We start from the raw sequence: 25858 nt of genomic DNA, 5'->3' as shown, positions 1-25858 counted from the left end.
GCTTTTTTTTTGCGATAACGATGCTTATTAGGCCAGTTCAGCGATCTTCTGATTGGCTTTGCTCAAACCAGCTTCAGCAGCTTGCGGCCCCATGGCCAGCCCCTGCGCATAGATGAACTCAATATCTGTGATGCCCATCAGACCAAGCGCAGATTTGAGATAAGCCGTTGCCAGATCATTGGCAGTGCCGAGGAAACTTCCTCCTTGCGTGATCGCCACATAACACTTCTTGCCTTCCAGCAGGCCAACCGGTCCGGTTTCCGTAAACTGAAAGGTCTGCCCTGCACGGGTCACGTAGTCGATCCATGACTTGAGCGTGGACGGGATCATCAGATTGTACATTGGCGCGCCAAGCACAATGAAGTCTGCCTCTTTCAGCTCAGAAACCAACGTATCAGACAGCGCCAGTGCCGCTTGTTGTGCGGGCGTAACGGCAGCGTTTGGGTCATAGAAGCATTGAAAAAGACTGTGTTCCAGATGCGGGATCGGATCTTTGCTCAGCTCGCGTTTGATGTGCCGCATACCGGCAAAACGAGAGAGCAGGTTTTCTGCCATTTTGTCGGAAAGCTGCGAGGATTGAGAGTCTGTTTCCAGCATACTTGTGTTGATCTGCAACAGAGTTTTCATGTGCTTAGTCTCTTTCAAAAAATCAGGGGCACTCCATTCCTTCATGGAGGCATGCCCATTGATTAATTTCATTTGCAGATGATACAAAGTTAGTTACTACCGATTTCATCAATATATTGGGTGCAGTTTGCCAAGCATCGAACAATTGAAAATGTTTATCGCCGCCGCCGAATCCGGCAGTTTCTCTGCCGCGGGGAGAACACTGGGCAAAGGCCAATCGGCCGTAAGCACGGGGATCGTGAATCTGGAGGTGGATCTGGGGTTTGAGCTCTTCGATCGCACCACCCGCAAGCCCCAGCTCACCGAAAACGGTGAACGCATGCTGACCTACGCCCGCGCGGTGCTGATGCAGGTCGATAACATGACCACCGCAGCTGACAGCATCTTTTCAGGCGAAGAGACCAGTGTTCGGCTCATGCTGGATGATGCTTTGCTGCTGCCCTCGCTCAGTCAGTTTCTGATCGAGTTTGGAGAGAGGTTTCCCGCCACACGGATCGATCTGCTCTCTGGCGTCAGTCCGGACATCCCCAGCATTGTGGCGCAAGATCAGGCAGATATCGGGCTGATGTTCTCTGGCGGCAGTGTGCAAAAAGGGGTGGAGCAGGTTTTCATCGGCAACCTGCCGTTTGTCTCCGTTTGTGTGCCTAACCATCCGCTCACCAAGTTGACCGAGATTGGCGCAAATGAGCTACTGTCTCATCGCCAGCTTCTGCTGCGCAGCCCGCAAGGCAGTGTACTTGCTCAGTTTCCGGAGCTATCAACTCAAGTCTGGCACGCAACCAGCTTCCACGCTCTGCGCGAACTGGTGATGCAAGGGGTTGGTTGGGCGTATCTGCCAGAACATCTGGTGAGTACAGCCATCGCTTCCGGCCAACTGGCACGCCTGAACTTGCGGTTTGAGCACAAGCTCTGGAGCCCCCCAGTAGAATGCATCAAGCTCAAACACGCCCGCATGGGCCCCGCCGTTTCCTGGCTGTTTGACAGTATCAAGAACGTGTTGTCGTGAGAGCCGTGTTTACTGGCTCTCCAACTCAACCGTTTCCTGTTTGGTCAGGTGGCGTGCGATGGATTGAAACAGGGCGATTGATTTCATCTTCACCATCTCCTTATCCCGCTGGTAGGACGGATAGGTGGAGGTTTTGGCGATCACCACGTTGCGGGCAGGGTTGATGTAGAGGAACTGTCCGTGAATGCCGATGGCGGTGAAGTCACCATGATCAGATTCAAGTGGCAGCCACCACTGGTATTTGTAGCCGAGCGGGGAAGGGCTCTGCGGATTATCATAGCCCGGCATCAGACGCGGCTCATCCGGCGTTACTGAGGTCTTGATCCACTTTTCTGAAACAATCCGCTCACCCTTGTGGTTGGTACCACCTCTGGCCAGCACCATGCCAACCCGCAGCATATCGCGCAGGCGAATGTTCACCCCGCCAAAGACGACCGGTTGACCGGCTTGATCTACCATGAGTTCAGCAGAGGATTCAGCTCCTATTTTGGACCAGAGCTTTTCGTTGAACCACTCCTGATAGGGCTTGCCTGTCGCCCCGCGCAGCACCCAGCCAACCACATGGGTATCGATGGAGGAATAGCGGTTGTACGTTCCCGGCTCCAGCTCTCGCGGAACATCCTTGGTGAACTCATCCTGCGAGCCAAGCAGGATCGCAACAACGGACTGCACAATATCAGAGTTCAGATCAGCATAGTTCTCATTCCAGCGCACACCGGAGGACATCTCCAGCACATCTTTCAGACGCACACCATCATATGCAGTACCCTTCAGCTCCGGCACGTACTTGACTACCTGATCCTCAACGCTGTCGATATAGCCTTCATCCATCGCCACACCCACGAGGATCGAGGCCATGGATTTAGAGACGGACATCTGGATCGCATGAGTTTCAGCTGAGTTGCCGCGATCATAGTACTCATGAATCAGCTTACCATTGTGCATGATGGCAAGGCCGGTGGTGTGGGAATCCAGAATGTAGTCCGCTGTCGAAGCCGCTTCACCTTTGTACATAAAGGTCGCTGGCATCGGAGACGCCTGATACTGCCGCGGGAGCTGATAGGTCTCTTCCGGCGCTTCAACGGAGATGCTCGGATACTCAACGTAGAGAGAGCGGAACTTCTGATCGATGTTCTCAGGTTTAAATGCATCCGCATAGGCCATCACGGCACGGATCTCTGCAATGTCCTGTCGGAAGTAAAATGCGCCAGCGGCAAGCAGCACGACAACAGCCAGAACACCCCAGCCAATCTTCTTTAACATGATGTCCCCCCAGATCGCGGTGAGAGGTTAAACCCTCCAGAGCGAGCCCAAAGCTTACGCATGGGCTAAAGACTTGTAAAGCGAGGAAGCTGCAACAAAAAAGCGATGTATTACCCAATTAAACGCAATTAAAACATAAGAACTCACATAGTCTTTGCCGGTCTCCTGTTTAATGGTTGTAGCCTTCATTTTCTCCGATTGGTGGGAGTATTTGTCATGCAGTCAAAAACAACAGTCTCTCTTATTGCACTGAGTTTCCTTGTGATTTCATCCGGCGCCGGTTTTACGCAGATTAATAACTTCGCTGAAGACCCAACTGCCAACGCGGATGCCAACCCGCTGAAGTCAGAATATCCCGACATCATCAGCCCGGTCTCCGATTGCCCCGGCATTGCTGAGAAATACCAATCCGGCGGCGCTGGCGCCGATCCTCTCGGTTATCCGCCAAACTTCGGTTTCGGCGATATGTCCGCCGCTGATCAGGAAGCCTGCATCAAGGAAATCAATAAGGACGGCAACATCAACGAAAAGCAGGAAACGGAAGAAGAAAACAACATCCTGCAGAACTAACTTGTTGTTATTGCAAGGGAAGGAAGATCTCGACAAGGAGGTCTTCCGGCGCTGTATTTGTTGGGCTGTTCAGAAAAACCTCATAGCACGGCTGGTCCGCGGCCTCTTCTCCAGAGGTCGGCAGCCAAACGCCGTAAAGATAATGAAACGCGCCTCTCAGCCCGGCATACGGACCTTTGTGCTTTAACACCGCACACCGCCCACCGGGGATAACCAGAGGCTCAAGCCCTTCCGTGTTCGCAAAGTTCTGCGGAACAACAGCCCCTACATGGGAGCGTAACTCATCCAGCGGCACGAGGGAGGGATCATCATAATAGATCCCGACAATAGGCCCACACTTGCGGATAACACCCCGCGACGACAACATCGCTGCCAACTTGCTGAACACCACGCCCATCTCAAAATAAGACCCACGATGAAACAACGCCTGCAGGCTTCGTTCCGGAACCTCTTTGATTTCAACAGGATGCATGGAAAAGATGCTTTCCTTTTCCGTTTCCAGTGTAGGCGCAGCATACTTGCTTTCGCGAAACTGCCCCGGCGCCATGCCATACTCGCCTTTGAACGCACGGGAAAAACTCTGCGCGCTGGGGTAGCCGTATTGCTCGGCAATCTCTGTAATCGGTTGTTTTGATTGAATAAGGTCCAGCGCAGCCCGGTTCAGCCTGATCCGGCGAATAGAGGTCGCCAGCGTTTCTCCCCGCATGCTTTGAAACACCCGGTGCCAATGAAACCGCGACATGCATGCAACATCTGCCAAAGCATCCAGGCTCAGATCCCCATCCAGATTGTTGTAGATGTACTCAAGAACGCGCAGCATTCGCTTTTCATAGGCTGCTTTGTTCTGCTCCGGTTTCACTCTCAACGTCCCCCGTCAGTCGTCGTTAACTCCCTTACATCACAGAGGGACTGAACATATCTTGCTATTTTATCCCCGAAACATGCATGTAACTCCGACTCGCTCGCAAAACCACGTGATCGATATCCCGCGAGACAACTTGAGTATTTCCACTTATTGCTGCAATTGGCCTGCGGCTCACCTTACACGCTTTCTTCTTAAAACTGACAGTTCTTTGAGCCTGGACGGTGACTTAGTCACTTTCACGAGCAAATTTCTGAAATTTTACTTATAAAACGGTTGCTTTTGGGACCTTGGCTCGGATAAAGCGAAGGCAACAATTGGCCAAGTATCGGGCTCTGGCCTAATCAAAACAATCTAAGGATTGCACATGACCGACGCAGCGTTGGCCCCAGCTCCTGTGCTTGATCAGGAAGCCAAGACCGAATTTCCTATCCCAGCAAACGTTTTTGCTGAGAAAGTAGTGTCCGTACAGCACTACACTGACCGCCTGTTCAAATTCCGCATCACGCGCCCAGCTTCTTTCCGTTTCCGTTCTGGCGAGTTCGTCATGATCGGTCTGCCAAATGCTGAAAAGCCGGTTTTCCGCGCTTACTCTGTGGCAAGCCCTTCCTGGGACGAAGAGCTGGAGTTCTTCTCCATTAAAGTGCCAAACGGTCCACTGACCGAGCACCTGCAGAAGATTCAGCCGGGCGACACTGTTCTTATGCGCAAGAAGCCAACCGGCACTCTTGTGAATGACGCCCTGATCCCAGGTAAGCGTCTTTACATGTTCTCCACCGGCACCGGCGTTGCGCCTTTCGCTTCTCTGATCCGTGATCCGGAAACCTATGAGAAGTTTGAAGAAGTTATCCTGACCCAGACCTGCCGCGAAGTGAACGAACTCACCTACGCGAAAGAACTGGTTGAAGAAGTGATTAACGATCCGCTCGTTGGTGAACTTGCTGCTGGCAAACTGCGCCTGCACACTGCAGCAACCCGTGAGCCCTATCCATGTCAGGAGCGCATCACGACTCTCATCGAGAATGGTAAGCTCTTTGAAGACCTGGGTGTTCCGCGTCTTGATCCGGCAGTTGACCGTGGCATGATCTGTGGTTCCATGGAAATGATCAACGACACCAAGGCGATCCTCGAAAAACATGGCCTTGAAGAAGGTTCCAACGCGTCTCCTTCCACCTTTGTGGTTGAGCGCGCATTTGTCGGTTAATCCTTCGACACATCTGATTTTGAGAAGCCCGCTGTCATTTCAGCGGGCTTTTCTTTTGCCTGTACGTCGAAACTCAAGCGTCTTCTGGCACTTTCATCGCATTCTCCAGCACCTGATTGAAGCGGTGTAGCGCGCCTTCAAATCGGCCAAAGGTCAGATACTCGTTGGCACCGCTGGCAAAACCTTGCTGAATTTCTTCACCTAACTCGAAGTCTTCCTTCAAGGTAGTGATCGTGATCGCCTGATTGCGCATCCAATGTTTCTGCATTTCTTCCGTTTGCGGAGCTGAGATCGGAACCAATGTTGCTAACCGAACACGAGTGCGGTCCACCGCAAGCGGTTCCAGGTGAACCCAGACCACATGATCCTGCTGGACAAGCAATTGAGTTCCAGGGAAGATTGAATAAATGATATTGGCATGCTCGCGGATGTTCCATGTCTCTCGCGGTTGATCGCACAGCTCAAACAGAGTGATGCGCGGCAGAACGGACCGCATGTTGTCTCCCAGCATCTGATAGCTGGAGAGATTATCCGGAAAATAGGGGCCGATGGTTTTGCGGTGGGCAACCCGGAAATGATATGCCTCGATCCCGCCTTCAATGAGCGTCTTCCAATTGGCTGCTATTTCAAAGGTTTCTTCGACAGCAATCCTATGATCCGCCAAATCAAGCCAGTTCAAGTCTTCACTGAGAGGAGCAAGTGAGTTCTGGATTTCTCCTAGATCTGAACTGGAACTATCGGCGATCACCCACACAAAACCATAGGCTTCATGAACCGGCAGTTCTTTCAGAGCATGCTGGGATCGATCCAGATCCGGAAAGCCTTGGCTCTCCTGAGGAACGGCGATCAGCTCTCCCTGATTTGACCATGTCCACGCATGGTAAGGGCAGGAGAACCGCTTTTTGCAGCCAGCTTCATCCCGTACCAGCTTGGCACCCCTGTGACGACATACATTGAGGAACGCGTGCGCCTGACCATCAGCATCCCGCGTTAAAAGAACTGGCAGGCCTGACACAGTTCGGCTCAGGAACGCATTGTTCTCAGCAAGTTCGAAGGATTGAACAGCCGCTACTGGTTTGCTGCGAAACAAACCTTTCATTTCATCCGCAAACCGATCCGGGCAACTGTAACGCTCTATTGGTGATCGCGTGACATCCTCATCCAGAAACTTGCTGTTTTCAGCATCCAACCCAAGCAGCTCTGCAATCAGGCCAATTTCCTCATCCCGCGTCATGGCACTCTCCTCACTTACCAATCGGTAAGTATAAACTTACCACTTGGTAAGTTGTCAAGTTCAGGCTATACGAAGAGGATAGGGAGAGTGATTTGGACCAGCACGCCGACAGCCCGAAAACGCGTTACATCTCAACAGCCAGCAGTGTTTTTGCTGAAAAGGGATACAACGCAGCAAGCCTTGCGGGCATTGCCGACAAACTTGGCGTAACAAAGCAAGCACTGCTGCATTTCTTCGGCTCAAAGGCAGCGCTTTATGAAGAGGTGTTGAAAGCTCTTTCAGACCGTTTACTGTCTTCCATTCAGAACGTGGAGGGGACATCGCCAGATGAACAGTTGCGCAACTTCTTTCTGCAACTCTCTACTGCATCTCTTGAAAAGCCTGCAGATACCCAACTGGTTCTTCGCGCGCTTTTAGACGCGCAAGTGTCCAGCGAGAGTTGGCCATTAAAGCCATTCCTCGATGCATTGGGAGCTTTGGCGCATAAGACGAAACGGTGGTCTCAAGCCTCTGACGCCGAGCTATTCTGCTGGATTTATCAGCTCATTGGCTCAATCCAACATTTCGCGATCTCACAAGTCACGCTCAAAGGAATGTATGGCACTGAGGCATTCGACGTGCTGCGAGAGACACACTCGGCTCAGCTTCGTGCAGCTCTCGCAGATTTAGAGAAAGATCCAAGCTAACCGTTGAGTTCAAGCTGTTCCTGGATCTGCGCAATCTCATCTTTCCATTTCACCTGAAGGTGAGGCGACTGCCTGTTTGGGCGCCGTGCCAGATCTGCTTCCATCAGCTCTTCCAGCTCAATCAGTCGCTCAAGCAGCACATCTTCAGAAGAACTGGCCTCAGCCTCAACCACTTCTTCGCGCTCGATCTCTAAAGGCGCTTCCTGCTCAGCAGCAACCTTGATCGGCTTCACCTGAGTTTCCGCAATCAGCGCGTAGGCAGCATCCACATCGTTGACTTCCTGCAATCGACCGTTCTGGACCACCCAGAACCGGTTACAAGTCGCTTCCACCAGATGTCGATCATGTGAGACAAGCAGGAATGAGCCACCAAATGACTGAAGCTGATGGGAAAGTTCATTGCGTCCGTAAAGATCAAGGTGGTTAGTTGGCTCATCAAGCATCATCAGGTTGGCTTGCACCTGAGACAGCGAGACGAGCAACAAACGCGCACGCTCCCCACCACTGAGTTTTGAGACCTTCTGCTGCAACTGATTGTATTTGAAACCAGCTGCAATAATGGTCTTCTCACAGTCGGGCACACACAGATCCACACCAAGTGCTTCACCAACAGCTATCATCCCCTCAACGAGATTGGACTCACCCGGCAACTGCTGAAGCGTTTGATCGTAAAACGCAATCCGGCAGCGCGGATGAACACGGACCTCGCCATCCTCGCTCTGTCGCTTCTCCCAACAACAGCGCAGCAGGCTGGACTTACCCGTTCCGTTTGCACCCATCACCGCAATCCGGTCTCCTGGACGAACGGCGATATCCTCAATACGATAGAGGAACACATCCGCCACAGGCGGTGTCACATCCAGATCTTTGAGCTGTACCAACCGATCTGCCTGAATGGTCTCTCCAGCAATGGACAGGTTCCATGGATAGGCCTCGACGGCCTCCGTCTGGTCATCCTTCATGCGGTCAACCATCTTCTCCATGGACTTTGCCTTGCGCGACAGATCTTCGTTGTCGAAGGTGCGACCCCATTCTGCGATGCGTTTGGCGCTTGCTTCGACCCGCTTGATCTCTTTTTCCTCAGCCTCGCGTCGCGCAATCCGCGCTTTTGTCAGAACCTCATGTTCTTCAAGGGCTTTTGTACAAGGCAGATCAAACGCGTGGAGCTTGCGGTCCTGCAGGATCCACGTGCGATTGGTGACAGAATCCAGCAGTGTAGCGTCGTGCGAAATCATCAGGAAGCTGCCCTTCCAGGATTTCAGGAAACTCTCCAGCCACATGATAGTCGGCAAATCTAGATGGTTACTTGGCTCATCAAGAAGCAACAGGTTGGGCTCGGTCATCAAGGCACGGGCCAACATCAGACGCGTCATCTGCCCGCCGCTAAGATCTCTGCAGAGTACCTCGGACTGATGGGGCTCAAACCCCATCTCCGGCAGGATCACCTCCACCTTCCAGTCCATCCAGTCCCGCTTGTCATCCGGCAAGGCATCGCGCACGGCTTCAGCAAGGCTTAGGTCAAAAAGATGCTTGGGAAGGTGCTGTTCCACGCAGGAAACGACAGCAGCGCGGGAGACAGAAATACTGCCTTCGCTCGGCTCGCCACGGCCTGCAAGGATGTTCAGAAGCGTAGACTTGCCACAGCCGTTGTGTCCGACTAGGCCGACGCGATCACCCGCATTCAGTCCGAACGAAAGGTTCTCAAACAGCACACGTTCGGGCGACTGCTGCCACAGGCCACTGCCGGTTATCAATGGATTGCCACTGGACTTCGCCACAGGACCGTGCCTCCCAACACACAAACAAACACTCAGAAAGGGATTAGAGAAAAACCGCAGGGCTTCCAAGAGCACACGAGGTGTAATGCAGCAAGGGCACCTCAACTTACGAGAGCACAGAGGTTTTCACGTCACACATTTCGATGAAAAACAGTGAAAATCCCTTGAATAACCGAGGCAAACACGGGGATTTCCCTCACATGCATATTGCAGGAATAATCTACATTACAGCAAAGCATATCTGCGCATTCGCGTTGAACGTTTTCCGAAATGAAAGACCTGAACCTGAGATGACGACCTCTGCTCACCTGCCTGCATCCAACTGGAACATGGGCATGCTCTTTTGCGTAGCTGCTTGTGTCTTCGCTCTGACCGCTGCAATTGGCCTTGCTTATCTTGCAAACCCGAACCCAACTTCAAAACTGCACTTGGCAAAGTCAGAGGTTTCTCATTGCAGCGTGGCTGGTGCTATTGCGGTGATGGGCTCACGCGGTGAATGGAATTGCCTCGCGGCCCAATAAGACGCTGAAAGAGCTCATTACTTTGTGTTTTGCTCTTTCATCTCGTTGTAGGCTTTTGTGAAACCCGTGGCAGAAAAGTTGATACCAACCTTCTTGCCAGCTCGGGACATCATGATAAAGCGCCCTTGCTCCGTTGCTGCTTTCATGGCCTTGATGAAGGCATCTTCTGTCTTGCCTTCAATAATACAGCCCTGCGCGGTACAGCGAGTGACTCGGGCAACCGCCTGATAATCTCCTACATTTACGCCAACACCCGGCGCAAGCAGAAAGTCCAGCGGCAACACGTATTGCACGATGTCGGCATTGTCTTTCGGATTATGGCTGAGCGTCATCTGCATGATGGTCTGGCCGCTTTCGTTATGCACCACACGCTGCTGGATCTGGCAGCTCATGCCATTCACTGCGGGGTCATAACACTCCAACATCCAATCCCCATGCTGCTGCCTGCTGACTTTAGGGCTGCTTTGAACAGCGGCCTCCGGTTTCGCGGCAGTTTGAGCAAAGCCTGATGAGGGCTCAAGAAATGCAACAGCTCCCATCGCAAGAGCTGTAATTGTACAAAGGGGAAAACCGAAAATCTTCATTTCAATATCTTGCTTACAACTATAACGATAGGACTGAGTTATCTATCTCACCATTCCAAATCTGTTGCAATATTGGAGATTTGCAGGAGAGTTCTCGTGTAGTCGCTCCTTGTTTTCCGAAGGAATTTAGTATGACCAAGTCCGGCAAAATCAATTACATCGAGCTTCCAGCTGCTGATCTGGAAGCCGCAAAAGCGTTTTATGGCAATGCACTAGGTTGGAAGTTTGAGGACTACGGACCAGAATATGCCGCGTTCAACGATGGCGACTTTGACGGTGGGTTCTACAAGGCCGATATGTCGTCATCAGCTGCGAGCGGTGCGGCTCTTGTTGTGCTCTACGCAGAAGATCTGGAGGGATTGCAAGCGAAGCTTGAAGAAAACGGCGCCAAAATCTGCCGTGAGATCTTTTCCTTTCCGGGTGGACGCCGGTTCCATTTTCTTGATCCAAACAACAATGAGTTGGCTGTCTGGTCGGATAAGTAAGAGGAGAACGCTCAGCTCTCCCCTTCAAGGCATCAAACTTGCTGCACTCTGATCAGAAACTGCTCTGTTTGCTTGTTCAGTTCATCGATGTGCTCCGAGATGTCATCAGCACTGCGTTGCAGCTCCTCTGCTTGCGTGCGGGTTTCACCCGCCGCATTGGCAACCATCTCAAAGTTCGCCGTTGCAGCCTCTGTTCCCTGAGCCGAGGCCTGTGAGCTGCGGCTGATTTCTTCAGTCGAAGACTGCTGTTGCTCAACGGAACAGCTGATCGCCGTCATGTAGCTGACAACTTGTTCAACTTCCTCACCAATCCGTTCCAGCGAAGCGACGTTGCTTTCTGTGCGGCTTGAGGCCGAAAGCACGTGCGCTTCCAGCTCCTCAGCCGCTTTTTCCGTCTGCTCCGCCAGATCCTTCACCTCAGTGGCCACCACGGCAAAACCCGCGCCATGAGCACCCGCACGCGCCGCTTCTATGGTCGCATTCAGCGCCAGCAACTTGGTTTTGTTGGAGATGCCTTTGATTTGCTCCAGGAACTCACTGACATCCAAATTCAGCTTTTGCAGCACGACAGCATCTTCCTGACAGTTTGCCGCCGTTGCCTTTGTGTTGCCAACGAAGCTCACGGTACGGTTGACCTGATCGCGGATTTCCTGAATGGAGGCCGTCAGTTCCTCAGAAGCTGCTGCTACACTTTGCACGCTGGCAGAGGCCTGCTGTGCGCCGGTGGTGGCTGAGATCGCGCCTTCCTCTGAGTTCTGTGCAAACTGGCGGAAGGAGAGGGCGGTGCCGCGCATTCTTTCAGCCAAGCTGTTCAGCACACCAACAGCGCTGGAATATGTGCTGCGGAAGTCTTCCACCGCATTCATAACTAGCTTCTCACGTTCCAGATTAGCTTCGTAGTTCTTACGCGTTTCAGCTTCCATTTGCTGTTGCTGCTCAGCCTGATCACGGAACTTAGTCAAAGCACGGGAAACGTCACCCAACTCATCCTGAGAGTTGTTGTAGACACTCTCAAAATTCAGATTGCCGCTGGATAGCTTCAGCAGGCTGGAACACAGCCAATCTACAGCCGCAGCAACACGTTTACCCAGCAAAAGCCCTATAATCAGGGAACCAAGCAGCAAAGGGCCTAGGACTAGGAGAGGTTTCGAAATCGCCTCTTCCAGGTTCATGAACAGTTTGCTTTTCTGTACGCCGGTGCCGATCACCCATTCCCATTCTGGGAAGCTCTCAACATAACTAAGCTTTGGGTTCGCCTCACCATGCTCGTTGATGTAGTTGTAAGTGACATAACCGCTGCCGTTTTGCTTGGCAGCGTCCACCATCTCCAGAACAAATGGTTTTCCGTCTCCATCCTTGGTGTGGCGTTGGTTTGCGCCAAGGAACGAGGCGTTGAACGGGTGCATGACGCCGTCATAGTCATAGCTGAAAATGAAGATGTATTCTTTGCCGTCGTAGCGCAGCGCTTTGAGAGCTGCTGATGCTGCAGTCTGAGCCTCCTCACGGGTAAGAGTGCCGTCTACCTCACGTTTATAATACTGCCGAGTAATTGAATTTGCTGCAGTAATAATCGAGGTCAGCTCACGGTTCTTAGCAGTCAGCAAGCTTTGGTAAAGCACATAGGATTGAAACGCTGTACCTATTAAGAAACATAGAAATAAGATTCCAAGAGCACCCCAAATTCTCGCCCTAAGGGTGCGTGGCATGAAAGAGGCCATCGCTAGCTCCGCCCAATATCAATAATCGCATTTGAAATTACATCTCTGATATTGTTTGGTAATTAACGAAATGGACGCAGCAGAAATGCAGCAATTTGCTTTATACATTCCCGCCTGCCCCACTCAGATATATTAGTTAAATTTCTAATAGTTTTATTAATTATATTGAGAGAACATTCAATCAGCATTTTCTAATAAATAAAATGCTTTAAAACCCATGCATAAATTCAGATGTGTGTTATGAGAGTGGAAATGAAATAGTTTTCTTCAGGTTTTGGGTGAAGTAGTCAAAACTCTTTATGCTTGAAATGATGCACCCTCAACTAAAACTATTCTAATAATAATTTACACGCAAAAGTTGTTGATAAATTGAATAAGCAAGCTGGCACGCAGTAAATCCTTCTCCAGCTAACCATCGGACTGCTCTGAAGGCTTACCTCTATTATTTGTGGGGGTGATTTTGGGGATTCACCCTGCTCAGCGAATAAGCGTAGCTTCCAAGCGCAATCCAGATTTTCAGGAGATTCGCGTGCGGACCGCCAAACCATCAGAAATTGGTTCTTTCAGCTCTCTCATTTCAAAGGGAGCATCTGTCGGAGTTCTTGTTGCATCTGCAGCTTTGCTCGCCGCATGCCAATCCAACGTATTCGGGCCGGATCCTTCCAAACCACCGTCTGACGCCTATGTGGTCTCCATTGAAACCAAGCCATCAGGCGCACAGTGCATTCTGGATGGCTTTGCAGAGAACCTGCACGTGAAGAGCCCCGGCCAACTGGTTATTCCTGAGGAATACAAAGACGCACAGATCGTGTGTACCAAAGAAGGCCACGAAGAAGTTCGCGACAACTGGTATCCCGGCTCAAACGTAGAAATGCCGGCTGTCTCCTGGGTGAGAACACTTCCGAAGAAGAAGTAGCCGGCGATGCAATTTGCTTTTCTGAGCGCTTAAGCGCTGGCTTCTGCGGAGATCGTGTTTGAGGACGCTATCTTTTCGGCTTTCTGTACCCGCGCGCCAAGAACCACCAGAACCAGCGCGATCCCACCAAACACGCAGAATGCGAAGGACAGCGGCAGCAGGGTTTGATCATAAAAACGACCAACCAACACAGAAAGAATGAGCGCGATAAACGTGGTCGACGCACCAATCAGCGTGGCAGCCAAGCCAGCAATATGGCCAAGAGGCTCCATAGACATAGCGTTGAGATTACCATTCAGCATCGGCTGACAGAAGAACGCAAAAGACAGATAGGTCATGAACAGCCACAGAGCAGGGGTGCTGTCGACAAACAGCAGGTATAGTGCAAAGGCAAGGCTGGCGACAATCTGGATGCCAAGCGCGGCACGGCACATATTCTGCAACCCAATGCGGCGCACAATGCGGCCATTCACTATGGATGCCATGCCAAACACCACCGCAATGCCGGAGAAGTACAGCGGGAAGGTCTCATGCACGTCGTAGATGTCAGCAAACATCGGCTGTGCCGTACTGAGATAGGTCATCATGGTGCCGAACACGAAGCCAGAGGCAGCTGTATAAAGCAGGGTCGCCTTGTGGCTGACGACTTCTTCTAGGCCTTGCCAAAGCACTTTCGGCGTAATCGTGCGGCGGTTCTCCGGCTTTAGCGTTTCAGGCTGGCGAACTGCGAGCCAGATACATCCAACAGAAGCCATGATCAGCATGATAACAAAGATCGCACGCCATCCCGCAGCAAACAGAATGCCCTGACCGATCAACGGTGCTAATGTTGGCACAATAATAAACACAGCTGTTACGAAGGACAGGATACGGGCCATCTCCGCGCCAACATATTTGTCGCGGATAATCGCCATCACCACTGTCCGGTGTGCACTTGCTCCAATACCTTGCAGCAGTCTTCCAAACAGCATCATGGGAAGAGATGTTGCCGTAGCCGCGAGAACAGCACCAAGCGCAAACACCACTGAGCCTGCATAAACAGCAGGTTTGCGACCAAAGCGGTCTGATACCGGACCAAAGAAAAACTGCCCGACGCTGAGTCCAAGAAACAGCGCAGAAATAATGAACTGAACGTTGTTTGAGTTTTCAAGCTGTAGATCTTCTCCGATGACCGTAAAAGCTGGCAGCACTGCATCAATGGAGAGCGCAGTCAGGCTGGTCAGCGTGGCCATGAGGGCAACAAATTCGACCGTTCCCAGGCTCGCACCTGCGGTTTTCGGAGAGTCCGACATCTGGATATTCCTGTTTCATCCCGGCTGTTTTGCAGGTTCAGTCTAAAACCCAGAGCGCAGGACCTACCGTGATCACGGCATAATCTGTGGGAGCAATATCTCTCACCTATCAGGCAACAAATGTGAAATCAAGAAATGAGGTGAGTTGAAACCAATGAACCGCTTTGACGTGTTCCAGCTGAGTTTTCGGTTAGTGGCATTGGCACGTTCTGCAAAACCTTAAGAAGACACTAGGATTCTTGATGCTATTACTCTCCCATATTTTGGGGGCATCATGATTTTGATTGAGCGATTTAGAGGCGCACTTCTCACTGCAGTGTTGGGTGGGCTGGTCTTTATTCTTCTGGCAGCTATTGCGTTTCGGTTGCTAGGCGAACAACCGGAAAGCAACTCATATGCACTTTTAGCAGATGCATTCTTGCAGGGCCGGTTTGATGCTGCGCGTTGTTTTGATCTGGATTGCGCACTCTTTGAAGAAAAGATCTTCGTGATTTTTCCGCCTGTGCCAGCACTGATCGCGCTACCGTTTGTGGCTATCTTTGGTGTCAGCTTTCATCACTTCATTGCACTAGGTGTGCTGTGTTTCGTCATAACCGGATTGGTTTGGTGGCAGATCACTCGGCAATATCAGGCGGATTATCGTCTTGCGCTTCTGTTGGTTGCTGCTTTCCTGTTTGCCACACCGCTGCAGTATGTGGTGCTTCGGTCTGATGGGGTCTGGTTCTTCGCTCAAGCGGTCGCGGCCATGTTGACGTCACTTGCTATCTGGTCTGCGTTGGTGAAGCGGAATGCATGGCTGGTTGGCTTGTTCATTGGCCTTGCGTTCCTTACGCGACAGATGAGCATTCTATACATGCCTTTCTTTTTCGTTCTGATGGCCCCGCCAGACAGATCCATCTTTGCGATCAACGCAGAGAGCATCAAACGACTGCTCAAACTGGCTGTCTTCCCGGCCATCGCCATCGGCATTTACTTCGCCTACAACTACGCGCGCTTCGGCGATCCAATGCAGACGGGCTATGCCTATATCTTCCCGCCGGAGTGGGATGCACTAGGAGACCCTTCTGCGGAATGGATTGAGGACAGGGTCCAGGAGCTTGGCCTATTCCATAGAGATTATCTGCTCTTCAACCTGATGCACTTTTTCGTACAAGGACCTGACATAGAGTTCTCGGGTAAATACCTGACCGAGATGAGTGGTTTTGGAGACAAAGGCATCGCACTCTTTATCGGTGCGCCGTTCCTGCTTTATTTCTTTCTTGCCAAATGGGATCGGGAGTATCTCTTTGCAGCACTCACGATTGCACTTATCGCTGGTGTGACGCTCTTCTATCACTCCAACGGCTTCTCTCAGTATTCCGTCCAGCGTTACGTGCTGGATTGGCTACCGCTCATGATGCTTTTTGTGGTGAGAACCGTTCAACGCGACAATCTTGGTATCTTTGCACTTCTGGTGGTGCAGGCACTGTTCCTGAACGTGGCCATGCAAGCACTGGCTTTTGTCGCCAACGCCTAACGGAAGGTGATCACCTTGTGACCAAGGTAGTTGGTGACAGCGCCAACAGCGATCGCAAAACCATGGGCAAGCGCTTGAGCAATAAAGAGAGGGAGTGCTGTTCGCAGCACTTCATTCAAGCCAACTGATAATCCAAGCACGATTACAGCAGAGAACAGGTTCACTCCTAGAAAGATGAGAGCCTGCCGTCTGACGCTCTCAGGCTTCTCTGCCCTGACAAACACAAAGTGCTTATAGAGTGTGTAACCAACGCTCATGCCGATGAAGTAAGCCAGCAGGACTGCCAGCCAGAACGGTAGAAAGACGGAAAGGCCAATCCGCAATAGCCAGTTCACGAAGGCAGCAAAACCGCCTGCAAACAGAAAGCGGACGATCTGGCGAAACTCTGGGTTCGTGTCATAGGAGGATTTGAGCGCCGCAAGGCGTGCAGCAACCATCAGAGCAAGTAGCCTCCAAACCAAGCGCTTATAAACATCAAACCGAGAACACCTCCAAGCATCAGACTTTGCCGATCTTTCAAAGCAAAGACCACCGGATCGTCATTCAGTTCCAATCGCTGGCATTTAAGCCAGACACGCCCCAGCCAGAGGAACAGGATCGGCGGCATACCCCATAAAAGGACAGGTGCTGAATAGAAGTCGGCGCTGAATGCCTCATTAGTCAGATAAAGCACCATAACCAGCGTCGCCGCCAATCCACTCGCCGCACCAAGAGCCAGCAGAACAGGGAGATCCTTATTCTGATACCCCCGACCAGACATTTCACCATTGGTGCCGGCCTCGACATGACGCCCCAACTCGGTGTGCCTCTTTGCCAATGACAACGAGAGGAACAGATACATGGAAAAGACAAAGAGCCAGGGGGAAGGCGGTACATCAACGAGCGTAACACCAATACCAAGCCGCATGGTGAAAAGCATCGCGAGGACTGCAGTATCAAGAAGAGGTACACGCTTCAGATAAAATGAGTAAGCGACTGTTGAGACGAGATAACAGAAGCATCCCAACACGACGAAGGGGCCCAAAGCAGCAGCAATACCGAAGCTCAGGAGCAATCCGACTGGGATGGCGAATATGGCGTGGGCAATCTTTAGCTTGCCAGACGCCAACGGTCTGGCCTTCTTACTCCAGTGCTGGCGATCAGCTTCGAGGTCCCAAAGATCGTTAAGCAAGTAAGTCGAGCTGGCCCAAAATGCCGAGCGCGACAAAGCCAAGGAAGGCACTTCCCCAAGCTGCTAGGTTCAGAGCCTGCCCTCCCAAGATGAGAGGAATAAAGAGCAGCGAATTCTTTACCCATTGATGAAGGCGCAGGCTTTTCAGAAAGGGCTTCCAGAAACCATCTGGCCGGGCAAAAGTCATTTCAACTGCACCACACTCCTCAGCCCTTTTAGAGAATGAGCTGGAGGGGTGGACGATCAGCGACTGCAACGCCTTCTTGAACACGGGAAGATCAGAGAGGCTATCACCGGCGTATGCAAAGCCTTCTGGAAAACGGGTCTTAAGATAATCCGCCTTGTTTTCCGCCTTCAGGTTGATCTTGCCATTGCTTGCATGAACTTCTTCAACAAAGCCGAGTCGATCAGCAATTGCGAGTGCCAATAGTTCATCAGCGGCCGTCGCCATGTGAACCTTGCGCCCTTTGGCCGCTTCCGCCCGTGCATAGGCAACAACATCCTCATTTAAGGGGAAATTATCGATTTTTAAATCTACCCGGATCGCCAGCTGTTGCTTGACGTAGGCTCTCCCATGGAAAAGCCACTGCAAAACACTGAATAAATTCAATGGGTTTGATTTTAGGAACAGAATGAGCGCTTCGAAAAAGCAATCTGTTCTTATCAGCGTGTGATCAAGATCTAATATGAGCGGAGGTTGTAATTCAGGATCCGCTGCCCTGTGAACTCTCTGAATTTCTTCCATATGCCCCACCCGAAGACTCTGCCCTGCAAAGAGTATGGGTTATGAATACCTAACTAATTACTCGCAATTTTGGTTAATAGTCATTCTGATTGATTCAGATATTTTTCTTTGGAAATTTTATTGGTCGCAAAACTACCTAAAAAGCTTCAAAAACCTAGGAATGTGCAAGCTTCCTAGCCTATCGTTCTAACTAGATTTCCCCCAGGATATGATGCAGCGGGCATTTCTTGCGAAGAATACAATTGAATAAGATAAAAACTACGTTAGAGTGCGTACCGGGATATGCGTATCTGCCAGCAGCGAGGGGAACTGAGCATAAAGCCACTCGTGGGGAGCTGCTAAACGGCGAAATAATTTCTATTTTGCGTTGCTCTCAGGAAAATATGCAATTTTTTGGGTTTGCCCTTCAATTGAGGTGAACTCCAGATCCTATTGAGAAATGTATCCAAGTCGGCGCTGTTGGGGAACAGGCGACCGATGTAGTGAGGAGATTCCTAGATGAAATTCAGCAAAAGCGCTCTTTTGGCGAGCGTAGTAGGCACCGCATTGCTCTCTACCTCTGCATTTGCTGCGGGTGTTCATCCAGAAACAGGCGAGAAGCTCGCTGACGACCAGACTTTCACTTACCGTATTCTTGACGAGCACTCTTCTTTTGACCCACAGGTCAACGAAGACGTATCCGGCTCCGAGATCGCACGTAACCTGTTTGAAGGTCTGTACAACCAGGATAACCTCGGCAACCTGGTACCAGGTGTTGCTCTGAGCCACACCGTTTCTGATGACAAGCTGACATACACCTTCAAACTGCGCGACAACGCAAAGTGGTCTGATGGTAAGCCTGTAACAGCTGGCGACTTCGTATTCGCATGGCGCCGCCTTGCAAGCCCAGAACTGGCTTCTCCGTACCAGTGGTACGCTGAGCTGATGTCCGTAGAAAATGCTGATGCAATCGTTAAGGGCGAAATGAAGCCTGAAGAGCTCGGCATTAAAGCTATCGACGATCACACTCTCGAAGTTAAGCTGACCAAACCTCTGCCTTACTTCGCAGCAATGACCACTCACTCCAGTACTTTCCCATCTCCTTCTTGGGCGATCGAAGCACATGGTGCTGAATGGACAAAGCCTGAAAACATCGTTTCTAACGGTGCATACAAGCTGGTGAAGCACGTTCCGCAGGAAACTGCTATCATGGAACGTAACACTAACTACTGGGATAACGACGCGACCATCATCGACAAGGTTGAAACCCTTGTGATCAACGATGAAAACATCGCTCTGACCCGTTACTTGGCAGGTGAAACCGACCGTACTGAAGTTCCAGCTGGTCAGTTCCCACGTCTTCAGAAAGAGTACCCAGATCAGGCAGTGGTCTTCCCACGTCTCTGCTCTTACTACTACACCTTCAACCTGTCCGATTCCGGTCCGGAAGAGTTCAAGGACGTTCGTGTACGTAAGGCTCTGGCATACGCTCTTGACCGTCGCGTAATCACCGACGCTGTTCTTCAGGGTGGTCAGTTCCAGGCTTACACCTTCACTCCTGCAGTAACCGCTGGCTTCGACGTACCAAAAGTTGACTTTGCTGGTTGGTCTCAGGCTGAGCGTGATGCAAAAGCTAAAGAACTGATGGAAGCTGCTGGCTTCACCAAAGACAACCCACTTGAGTTCGATCTGGTGTACAACACTTCTGAAGGTCACAAGAAAATCGCTATCGCGATGACCCAGATGTGGAAGCAGAAGCTCGGCGTTAAAGTCAACATGAACAACATGGAATGGAAGACATTCCTGAATGAGCGTGGCAACCAGAACTTCGAGCTTGCTCGTGGCGCATGGTGCGGTGACTACAACGAAGCTTCTACCTTCCTTGACCTGATGGACTCCGAGTCCGGCTACAACGACGGTAAGTTTATTAACGCAGAAGTTGACGAACTGCTGGAAGGCGCGAAGTCTGCAGCTGATCCTCAGCCAAACTACACCCGTGTAGAAGAGATCATGGCAGCTGAAATGCCAATCATTCCGATCTACCACTACACCAACGTTTACATGATGAACGCACAGTTGAAAAACTGGCCAATCAAAAACGCTGAGCAGAACTGGTACGCGAAAAACCTCTACAAGGTTGCGAAGTAATTCAGCAATCAAGAACACCGGTGTTTCTGACACCGGTGTTTTTGCATGTTTTTGTTGCTGAAACACCCGTTCTTCATACGAGACACTAATAACAATGCTCAGCTACATCCTACGAAGAGTGGCGATTGCAATTCCTACATTGCTGCTGCTCATAGTCATCTCATTCTTGCTCATGCATGCGGCACCCGGCGGCCCATTCACATCCGAGCGCCCGCTCCCACCTGCGGTTCTTGCAAACATTGAGGCCAAATACGGCCTTAACAATCCAATATACGTTCAGATCATCAACTATATTGGTGGAATCATTACGGAATTCGACTTCGGCCCATCCTTTAAGTACAAGGACCGGAGTGTTAACGACATCATTGCAAATGGCTTCCCGGTCACTCTGACCTACGGCTTCCTGTCATTCGCTGTGGCTGTCCTTGTTGGAGGCGCGCTTGGTATCGCAGCAGCGCTCAAACAGAACAGCTGGCTTGACTACTTTGCAGTTGGTGTTTCTATCGGCGCACAGGTACTGCCTAACTTCGTTATGGCACCAATCCTCGTTCTCACCTTCACTCTGTGGCTTGGCTGGTTGCCAGGCGGTGGCTGGAACGACGGCCAGTGGAACCACTTGATCCTGCCTGTGATCGCGCTTTCGACCAGTTACATGGCATCTGTCGCCCGTTTGACTCGCTCTTCCATGCTGGAAGTGCTGCACACAAACTTCATTCGCACAGCGATGGCGAAAGGCCTGCCGTACCGGGTTATCATCTTCAAGCACGCACTTAAACCTGCTCTGCTGCCAGTCATGTCCTATCTCGGCCCTGCGTTCGTATCCATGATCACAGGTTCCGTTATCATCGACATGTACTTCTCTACTGGTGGCATCGGTCAGTTCTACGTGAACTCTGCACTCAACCGAGACTATGCAGTGATGATGGGTATCACCATCCTCGTTGGCGGTCTCACCATTCTCTTCAATCTCATCGTCGACATCCTGTATGCATGGGTCGACCCGAAGATTAGATACTGAGGGCTGAGCACATGATGGTAGATGTTCAAAAAATGGAGCAGCTAGCAGATAATCTGGCTGCTCAGGATGAAGTGCAGGGTCGTTCGCTCTTCGCAGATGCGCGCCGCCGCTTCCTCAAAAACAAAGCTGCTCTTGTCAGCCTGATCATTCTTATTGGCGTTCTCGCATTTTCCACCTTCGGTCACTTGATCGCCGCGTGGTCTAACGAAGAGATCGACTGGGGTGTTCTGGGTCAGATTGCAGAACTCGGTGCTCCAAGCATTGAAAACGGCCACTATTTTGGTGCTGACGAACTTGGCCGCGACCTGTTCGCGCGTGTTGTTCAGGGTACTCAGATCTCTCTGATGGTTGGCGTGATCGGCGCTTTGATCGCAGTGGTCGTTGGCACTCTTTACGGTGCGATTGCTGGCTACACTGGCGGTAAGGTCGACAACGTGATGATGCGTATCGTCGATATTCTGCAGTCCATCCCTTACATGTTCGTTCTGATCCTTCTGCTGGTTGTGTTCGGACGTTCCATCTTCATGCTCTTCGTGGGTATTGGCCTGATTTCTTGGCTGGACATGTCCCGTATTGCGCGTGGTCAGACCCTGACGCTGAAGAACAAGGAGTTCGTAGAAGCTGCTATCGCGACAGGCGTAAAGCCAATCACGATTATTCTTCGTCACATCGTGCCGAACCTGCTTGGTGTTGTTGTTGTATATGCGACCCTTCTGGTTCCACAGATGATCCTGACCGAGAGCTTCATTTCCTTCCTTGGTCTGGGTGTTCAGGAGCCGAACACCAGCTGGGGTGCATTGATCGCGGAAGGCGCGGGAACCATGCAGTATGGCACTTTGTGGCAGCTGGCATTCCCAATGTTCTTCTTCATCATCACTCTGTTCAGCTTTTTCTTTATCGGTGACGGTCTGCGCGACGCGCTTGACCCTAAAGACCGGTAGGAGGTGAAATCGTGGCACTTCTGGATATCCAAAACCTACGGATCACCTACGACACTCCTGACGGATTGGTGGAAGCCGTAAGAAACGTAAACCTGACGATCGACAAGGGTGAAACTCTTGCGATCGTGGGTGAATCCGGATCTGGTAAAAGCCAGACCGCCTTCGCGACCATGGGGCTTTTGCCGCACAACGCGCAGGTTTCCGGATCAATCAAGTATCAGGGACAGGAAGTTATCGGCCTTTCTCATGAGGAGATGAACAAGCTTCGCTCCAATGAGATCGCGATGATCTTCCAGGATCCGATGACCTCCCTGAACCCTTACTTGCGCATTTCAGACCAGATGGCTGAGACGCTGATCTACAACTCGCCAGACGGCAAGCGCATGAAGAAGAAAGATGCGATTGCTGAATGTGTGCGTATGCTGGAAGCGGTGAAGATCCCGAATGCGAAGAACCGCATTCACCTTTACCCGCATGAGTTCTCCGGTGGTATGCGCCAGCGTGTGATGATCGCGATGTCTTTGCTCTGCCGCCCGAAACTGCTGATTGCAGATGAGCCGACAACGGCACTCGACGTGACTGTTCAGGCGCGCATCATGGACCTTCTGGTGGAACTTCAGGAAGAGTTCCACATGGCGATTGTCCTGATCACCCATAACCTTGGCATCGTGGCAGGCTCCTGTGAGCGCACCATGGTGATGTACAAGGGTGAGGTGATGGAGCAAGGCTCTACCGTTGATATCTTCGGCAAGCCAAGCCATCCATACACCAAGGGTCTGCTGAGTGCTGTTCCTCGTCTGGATCAGGACGAAGACCGCTTGATGACGCTGGACCGCAGCTTTGAATCCCAAATGGCGGAGGGCTAATTTTGAGCACGAAAGAGCCAATCTTATCCGTTCGCGACATGCGGGTGGAATTCAAAATCAAGAAGCAAAATGCTCTGCCTTGGCATCAGCCAGACATTCTGCGCGCGGTTAAAGGTGTTTCCTTTGATCTGGCAGAAGGTGAAACCCTCGGTATCGTGGGAGAATCCGGCTGTGGCAAGTCAACACTCGCCCGTGCGATCATTCGCATGATCCCGTCTCAGGGTGGCGAAGTGTTCTGGCAGGGCCGCGACCTGATGAAGATGAACGAGAAGGAATTGCTGGGTATCCGCAAGGAAATCCAGATGATTTTCCAGGATCCTCTCGCGTCTTTGAACCCACGTCTGACAGCCGGTCAGATCATTGCTGAGCCGCTGAAGACGCACTTCCCACAGACCTCAAAGGACGAAGTTAAAAAACGCGTTCGTGAGTTGATGGAGAAGGTGGGTCTGTCTGCCCGCATGATCAACCGCTATCCACACGAGTTCTCTGGCGGTCAGTGTCAGCGTATCGGTATCGCCCGTGCGTTGATCACCAACCCGAAAATGATCATCTGTGATGAGCCGGTGTCTGCGCTCGATGTGTCTGTTCAGGCGCAGGTGGTGAACCTGCTGATGGATCTGCAGCAAGAGCTGGGCCTGTCCCTGCTGTTTATTGCGCACGACCTCAGCGTGGTGAAGCACATCAGTAACCGCATCATGGTTCTGGAGTTCGGTGACATTGCTGAGATCGGCGATGCGCACGATGTGATCCACAACCCGCAGAGCCCTTACACCAAAGAGCTCATCAACGCGGTTCCGATCCCAGATCCAATCGCAGAACGCAAGCGCATTGCAGAGCGCCGTGCGGCGGAAGCAAACGCTTAAAAAAACATAATTATGTATCAATGATACAACAGACGGCGGGGCAAAGGCTCCGCCGTTTTTTTATGCTTTGCAATTGAAAAGACACGCTGCCAAAGTGCAGCTCCATTCCATTTCTCTGCCCCTCAAGGCCATCATTATGCGCGAAACACATAAAGGCTCCTGCCTGTGCGGGACCGTTCAGTTTGAGATTCAAGCCACTTTCAAGAAGTTCTTCTTTTGCCATTGCAGCCATTGCCGGAAGGGAACCGGGTCAGCTCATGGTTCAAATCTCTTTGCATTTGATGCTGATTTCACTTGCAGCGCTGGGGAAGACTCCATCAAATCCTACAATGTCCCGTCCAGCCGCCATCGCAGAAGCTTCTGCGAGAGCTGCGGCTCTCCTGTTCCAACATATGACCGCGAGAACAGCTTTATCGTCGTTCCGGCAGGATCCTTAGACACACCGGTGTCAGCGGAACCAACAGCGCACATCTTCATGGGCAGCAAAGCCAACTGGGATGAGAAGCTGGAAGACGTAACCAAGTTTGACGAGCTACCTAGCTAACCTCAGGCTTTCTTCGTGGCCTGTTCCACTTGCAGGCCGCGCTGTTTCCAGTCCATCCAGAGCTTCAGGCCCATACCCACCAGCAGTCCCCAGAATGCAGCGCCAATGCCGAAGAACGACAGGCCGGACGCTGTGATCAGGAACGTCAAGATTGCTGGCTCTCTGCCTTCAGCTTCTTTCAGCATGCCTTGCACAGAGACGGTCAGCGTGCCAATCAGCGCCAGCCCTGCCACGCCGCCGATCAGAATGCGCGGGGCAAGTTCAACAACACCGACGAAACCGGCCGAAAACACACCAAACACGATATAGACAACGCCAGCGACTACTGCAGACCAATAGCGTTTGGCCGGATCTTTGTGCGCATCCTCATTGGCGCAGATCGCTGCTGTAATAGCAGCGAGGCTAATGCCATGCCCGCCGAATGGCGCGCTGAGAACGGAGCCTACCCCAGTCCAGCTGAACAACGGCCCCGGAACCGGCTGATAGCCGAAAGATCGTAGAATGGAGACACCCGGAATATTCTGCGAAGCCATAGTCACGATGTAAATCGGGATGCCAATGCCAATCAGCGCAGCCCAGGAGAACTCCGGCATCACGAAAACAGGGGCCTGAACCACTTCCAGAGATCCAAGCGCTGAAGTGTCTGCATGGAAGTACAACACTACCAGAAATGCCAGCAAAGCCGCGGGAACCGCGAGAAGCTTGTTGACCTGACCAGCGATAAACCATGCGATAACAACAGGCAGGGCTAGAGCAGGGATCTCCGCAACAGCCTCGAATGGCACCAGACACAGTGGCAGAATAACGCCTGCCAGCATCGCCTGCGCAAGCGTGACCGGGATAAGCCCTACAATGCGCCCCAGAGGCTTCCAAAGACCTGTGATGACCACGAGCACGCCAGCGAACACGAACGCCCCCACAGCCGCCGCAAAGCCGCCCTCAGGCAATCCTGAGGTCGCCAGCAGAGCTGCACTTGGCGTGGACCATGCCACAGAGATCGGGATGCGCTTCCAAAGGCTGAAGACGATACCACACAGGCCCATGGCGATTGCGAGCGCCATCAATCCGGAGGTTGCTTGCTCGGCGGTTGCACCAACACCGCTTAGGCCGTGCAAAACAATAGCAAAAGAACTGGCAAAGCCAACGAATGCGGAGAGGATGCCAGCGCTGGTGGCACTAGCCGAAAAGGAGGAATTCATTAGAGCCCTGCAACATAGTGTTGGCGTGAACCTCTCAAGATTGGGGAACAGAGAAGTCACGCGAGGCGTGAGGAAATCTACGTACAATGCTAACAGCCATGCCGCTGTGAGCAAGTCTTCAA

General features: G+C 51.7%; 26 protein-coding genes. 14 read left to right on the top strand and 12 right to left on the bottom strand.

The features are described 5' to 3' along the window. Positions 1-27: 27 nt before the first annotated feature. Complete coding sequence (locus PJE062_RS11040; RefSeq protein ID WP_037036636.1) at positions 28-627, bottom strand: FMN-dependent NADH-azoreductase; 600 nt, start codon at positions 625-627, stop codon at positions 28-30. Between the two features lie 127 nt (positions 628-754). Between PJE062_RS11040 and PJE062_RS11035 the strand changes: the two genes are divergently transcribed. After that, entirely contained in the window at positions 755-1633 is an 879-nt protein-coding gene (locus PJE062_RS11035; RefSeq protein ID WP_037036635.1) for a LysR family transcriptional regulator, read from the top strand. Between the two features lie 9 nt (positions 1634-1642). Here the strand turns inward: PJE062_RS11035 and PJE062_RS11030 are convergent, their stop codons facing one another. Then, complete coding sequence (locus PJE062_RS11030) at positions 1643-2896, bottom strand: serine hydrolase (protein WP_008549153.1); 1254 nt, start codon at positions 2894-2896, stop codon at positions 1643-1645. 216 nt (positions 2897-3112) lie between these two features. Here PJE062_RS11030 and PJE062_RS11025 point away from each other — a divergent pair, with 216 nt between their 5' ends. After that, positions 3113-3466 carry a hypothetical protein gene (locus PJE062_RS11025; RefSeq protein WP_008548958.1) on the top strand — a complete coding sequence of 118 codons (354 nt, stop codon included), beginning with the start codon at positions 3113-3115 and terminating at the stop codon, positions 3464-3466. 7 nt (positions 3467-3473) lie between these two features. Here the strand turns inward: PJE062_RS11025 and PJE062_RS11020 are convergent, their stop codons facing one another. Next, positions 3474-4325, bottom strand: coding sequence for a GyrI-like domain-containing protein (locus PJE062_RS11020; RefSeq protein ID WP_008549315.1), 852 nt, complete (start codon positions 4323-4325; stop codon positions 3474-3476). 370 nt (positions 4326-4695) lie between these two features. Here PJE062_RS11020 and PJE062_RS11015 point away from each other — a divergent pair, with 370 nt between their 5' ends. Then, positions 4696-5532 (top strand): ferredoxin--NADP reductase, encoded by an 837-nt coding sequence (locus tag PJE062_RS11015; protein ID WP_008549111.1) that lies wholly within the window; start codon positions 4696-4698, stop codon positions 5530-5532. A 73-nt stretch (positions 5533-5605) separates the two neighbouring features. Here PJE062_RS11015 and PJE062_RS11010 read toward each other — a convergent pair whose 3' ends face one another. Beyond that, positions 5606-6766 carry an SRPBCC family protein gene (locus PJE062_RS11010; RefSeq protein ID WP_008548973.1) on the bottom strand — a complete coding sequence of 387 codons (1161 nt, stop codon included), beginning with the start codon at positions 6764-6766 and terminating at the stop codon, positions 5606-5608. A gap of 92 nt (positions 6767-6858) precedes the next feature. Between PJE062_RS11010 and PJE062_RS11005 the strand changes: the two genes are divergently transcribed. Continuing rightward, positions 6859-7452, top strand: a complete 594-nt coding sequence (locus PJE062_RS11005) for a TetR/AcrR family transcriptional regulator (RefSeq protein ID WP_008548963.1) — start codon at positions 6859-6861, stop codon at positions 7450-7452. On the opposite strand, the gene PJE062_RS11000 is transcribed toward PJE062_RS11005, so the two are convergent. Beyond that, positions 7449-9230 (bottom strand): ABC-F family ATP-binding cassette domain-containing protein, encoded by a 1782-nt coding sequence (locus tag PJE062_RS11000; RefSeq protein ID WP_008549030.1) that lies wholly within the window; start codon positions 9228-9230, stop codon positions 7449-7451. The genes PJE062_RS11005 and PJE062_RS11000 overlap by 4 nt on opposite strands. A gap of 290 nt (positions 9231-9520) precedes the next feature. Between PJE062_RS11000 and PJE062_RS10995 the strand changes: the two genes are divergently transcribed. Then, on the top strand, positions 9521-9751 hold the full coding sequence (locus PJE062_RS10995) for a hypothetical protein (RefSeq protein ID WP_037036747.1): 231 nt from the start codon (positions 9521-9523) through the stop codon (positions 9749-9751). Positions 9752-9768: 17 nt separating this feature from the next. Here PJE062_RS10995 and PJE062_RS10990 read toward each other — a convergent pair whose 3' ends face one another. Next, positions 9769-10335, bottom strand: a complete 567-nt coding sequence (locus PJE062_RS10990; RefSeq protein WP_008549080.1) for an invasion associated locus B family protein — start codon at positions 10333-10335, stop codon at positions 9769-9771. Positions 10336-10466: 131 nt separating this feature from the next. Here PJE062_RS10990 and PJE062_RS10985 point away from each other — a divergent pair, with 131 nt between their 5' ends. Further along, positions 10467-10820, top strand: a complete 354-nt coding sequence (locus tag PJE062_RS10985) for a VOC family protein (protein ID WP_008549331.1) — start codon at positions 10467-10469, stop codon at positions 10818-10820. Positions 10821-10852: 32 nt separating this feature from the next. Here the strand turns inward: PJE062_RS10985 and PJE062_RS10980 are convergent, their stop codons facing one another. Next, the gene (locus PJE062_RS10980) at positions 10853-12439 is read right to left on the bottom strand and encodes a cache domain-containing protein (RefSeq protein ID WP_008548990.1); all 1587 of its coding nucleotides are present in this window, start codon (positions 12437-12439) and stop codon (positions 10853-10855) included. A 628-nt stretch (positions 12440-13067) separates the two neighbouring features. On the opposite strand from PJE062_RS10980, the gene PJE062_RS10975 reads away from it, so the two are divergent. Next, positions 13068-13454 carry a hypothetical protein gene (locus tag PJE062_RS10975; protein ID WP_008549454.1) on the top strand — a complete coding sequence of 129 codons (387 nt, stop codon included), beginning with the start codon at positions 13068-13070 and terminating at the stop codon, positions 13452-13454. Positions 13455-13483: 29 nt separating this feature from the next. Here the strand turns inward: PJE062_RS10975 and PJE062_RS10970 are convergent, their stop codons facing one another. Beyond that, positions 13484-14746 carry a multidrug effflux MFS transporter gene (locus PJE062_RS10970; RefSeq protein WP_008549442.1) on the bottom strand — a complete coding sequence of 421 codons (1263 nt, stop codon included), beginning with the start codon at positions 14744-14746 and terminating at the stop codon, positions 13484-13486. 274 nt (positions 14747-15020) lie between these two features. On the opposite strand from PJE062_RS10970, the gene PJE062_RS10965 reads away from it, so the two are divergent. Continuing rightward, entirely contained in the window at positions 15021-16262 is a 1242-nt protein-coding gene (locus PJE062_RS10965; RefSeq protein WP_008548977.1) for a glycosyltransferase family 39 protein, read from the top strand. On the opposite strand, the gene PJE062_RS10960 is transcribed toward PJE062_RS10965, so the two are convergent. Genes PJE062_RS10960 through PJE062_RS26535 form a run of 3 tightly spaced genes read right to left on the bottom strand, consistent with a single transcriptional unit; the run spans position 16259 to position 18178 of the window. Further along, complete coding sequence (locus PJE062_RS10960) at positions 16259-16699, bottom strand: GtrA family protein (RefSeq protein WP_008549032.1); 441 nt, start codon at positions 16697-16699, stop codon at positions 16259-16261. The two genes, PJE062_RS10965 and PJE062_RS10960, sit on opposite strands and share 4 nt — an antisense overlap. Further along, positions 16699-17475, bottom strand: coding sequence for a UbiA family prenyltransferase (locus PJE062_RS26015; RefSeq protein ID WP_198136849.1), 777 nt, complete (start codon positions 17473-17475; stop codon positions 16699-16701). The genes PJE062_RS10960 and PJE062_RS26015 overlap by 1 nt, the downstream gene beginning before the upstream one ends. Further along, positions 17426-18178 (bottom strand): hypothetical protein, encoded by a 753-nt coding sequence (locus PJE062_RS26535; protein WP_050773899.1) that lies wholly within the window; start codon positions 18176-18178, stop codon positions 17426-17428. Before PJE062_RS26535 ends, PJE062_RS26015 begins: the two co-directional genes overlap by 50 nt. A 498-nt stretch (positions 18179-18676) precedes the next feature. On the opposite strand from PJE062_RS26535, the gene PJE062_RS10950 reads away from it, so the two are divergent. The 6 genes from PJE062_RS10950 to PJE062_RS10925 all read left to right on the top strand — a co-directional run bounded on the left by PJE062_RS10950 (position 18677) and on the right by PJE062_RS10925 (position 24537). Continuing rightward, positions 18677-20305 carry a peptide ABC transporter substrate-binding protein gene (locus PJE062_RS10950; protein WP_008548928.1) on the top strand — a complete coding sequence of 543 codons (1629 nt, stop codon included), beginning with the start codon at positions 18677-18679 and terminating at the stop codon, positions 20303-20305. Between the two features lie 94 nt (positions 20306-20399). Continuing rightward, positions 20400-21323: an oligopeptide ABC transporter permease OppB gene (oppB, locus tag PJE062_RS10945; protein WP_037036634.1), complete on the top strand. Its 924-nt coding sequence runs from the start codon at positions 20400-20402 to the stop codon at positions 21321-21323. A gap of 11 nt (positions 21324-21334) precedes the next feature. Next, a complete protein-coding gene (locus tag PJE062_RS10940) occupies positions 21335-22264 on the top strand; it encodes an ABC transporter permease subunit (RefSeq protein ID WP_008549445.1) in 930 nt (309 codons plus the stop codon). 11 nt (positions 22265-22275) lie between these two features. Continuing rightward, positions 22276-23130, top strand: a complete 855-nt coding sequence (locus PJE062_RS10935) for an ATP-binding cassette domain-containing protein (RefSeq protein ID WP_008549061.1) — start codon at positions 22276-22278, stop codon at positions 23128-23130. 2 nt (positions 23131-23132) lie between these two features. Beyond that, entirely contained in the window at positions 23133-23993 is an 861-nt protein-coding gene (locus PJE062_RS10930; protein ID WP_008549003.1) for an ATP-binding cassette domain-containing protein, read from the top strand. A 136-nt stretch (positions 23994-24129) separates the two neighbouring features. Then, entirely contained in the window at positions 24130-24537 is a 408-nt protein-coding gene (locus tag PJE062_RS10925) for a GFA family protein (protein WP_037036740.1), read from the top strand. 2 nt (positions 24538-24539) lie between these two features. On the opposite strand, the gene PJE062_RS10920 is transcribed toward PJE062_RS10925, so the two are convergent. Further along, positions 24540-25736, bottom strand: a complete 1197-nt coding sequence (locus tag PJE062_RS10920) for a benzoate/H(+) symporter BenE family transporter (RefSeq protein WP_008549337.1) — start codon at positions 25734-25736, stop codon at positions 24540-24542. Positions 25737-25858: the final 122 nt, after the last annotated feature.

It is taken from the genome of Pseudovibrio sp. JE062 (assembly GCF_000156235.1).
Classification (GTDB): Bacteria; Pseudomonadota; Alphaproteobacteria; order Rhizobiales; family Stappiaceae; genus Pseudovibrio.
Note: the sequence above shows the minus strand (reverse complement) of the source record. Positions and strands in the feature narration are given on the sequence as shown.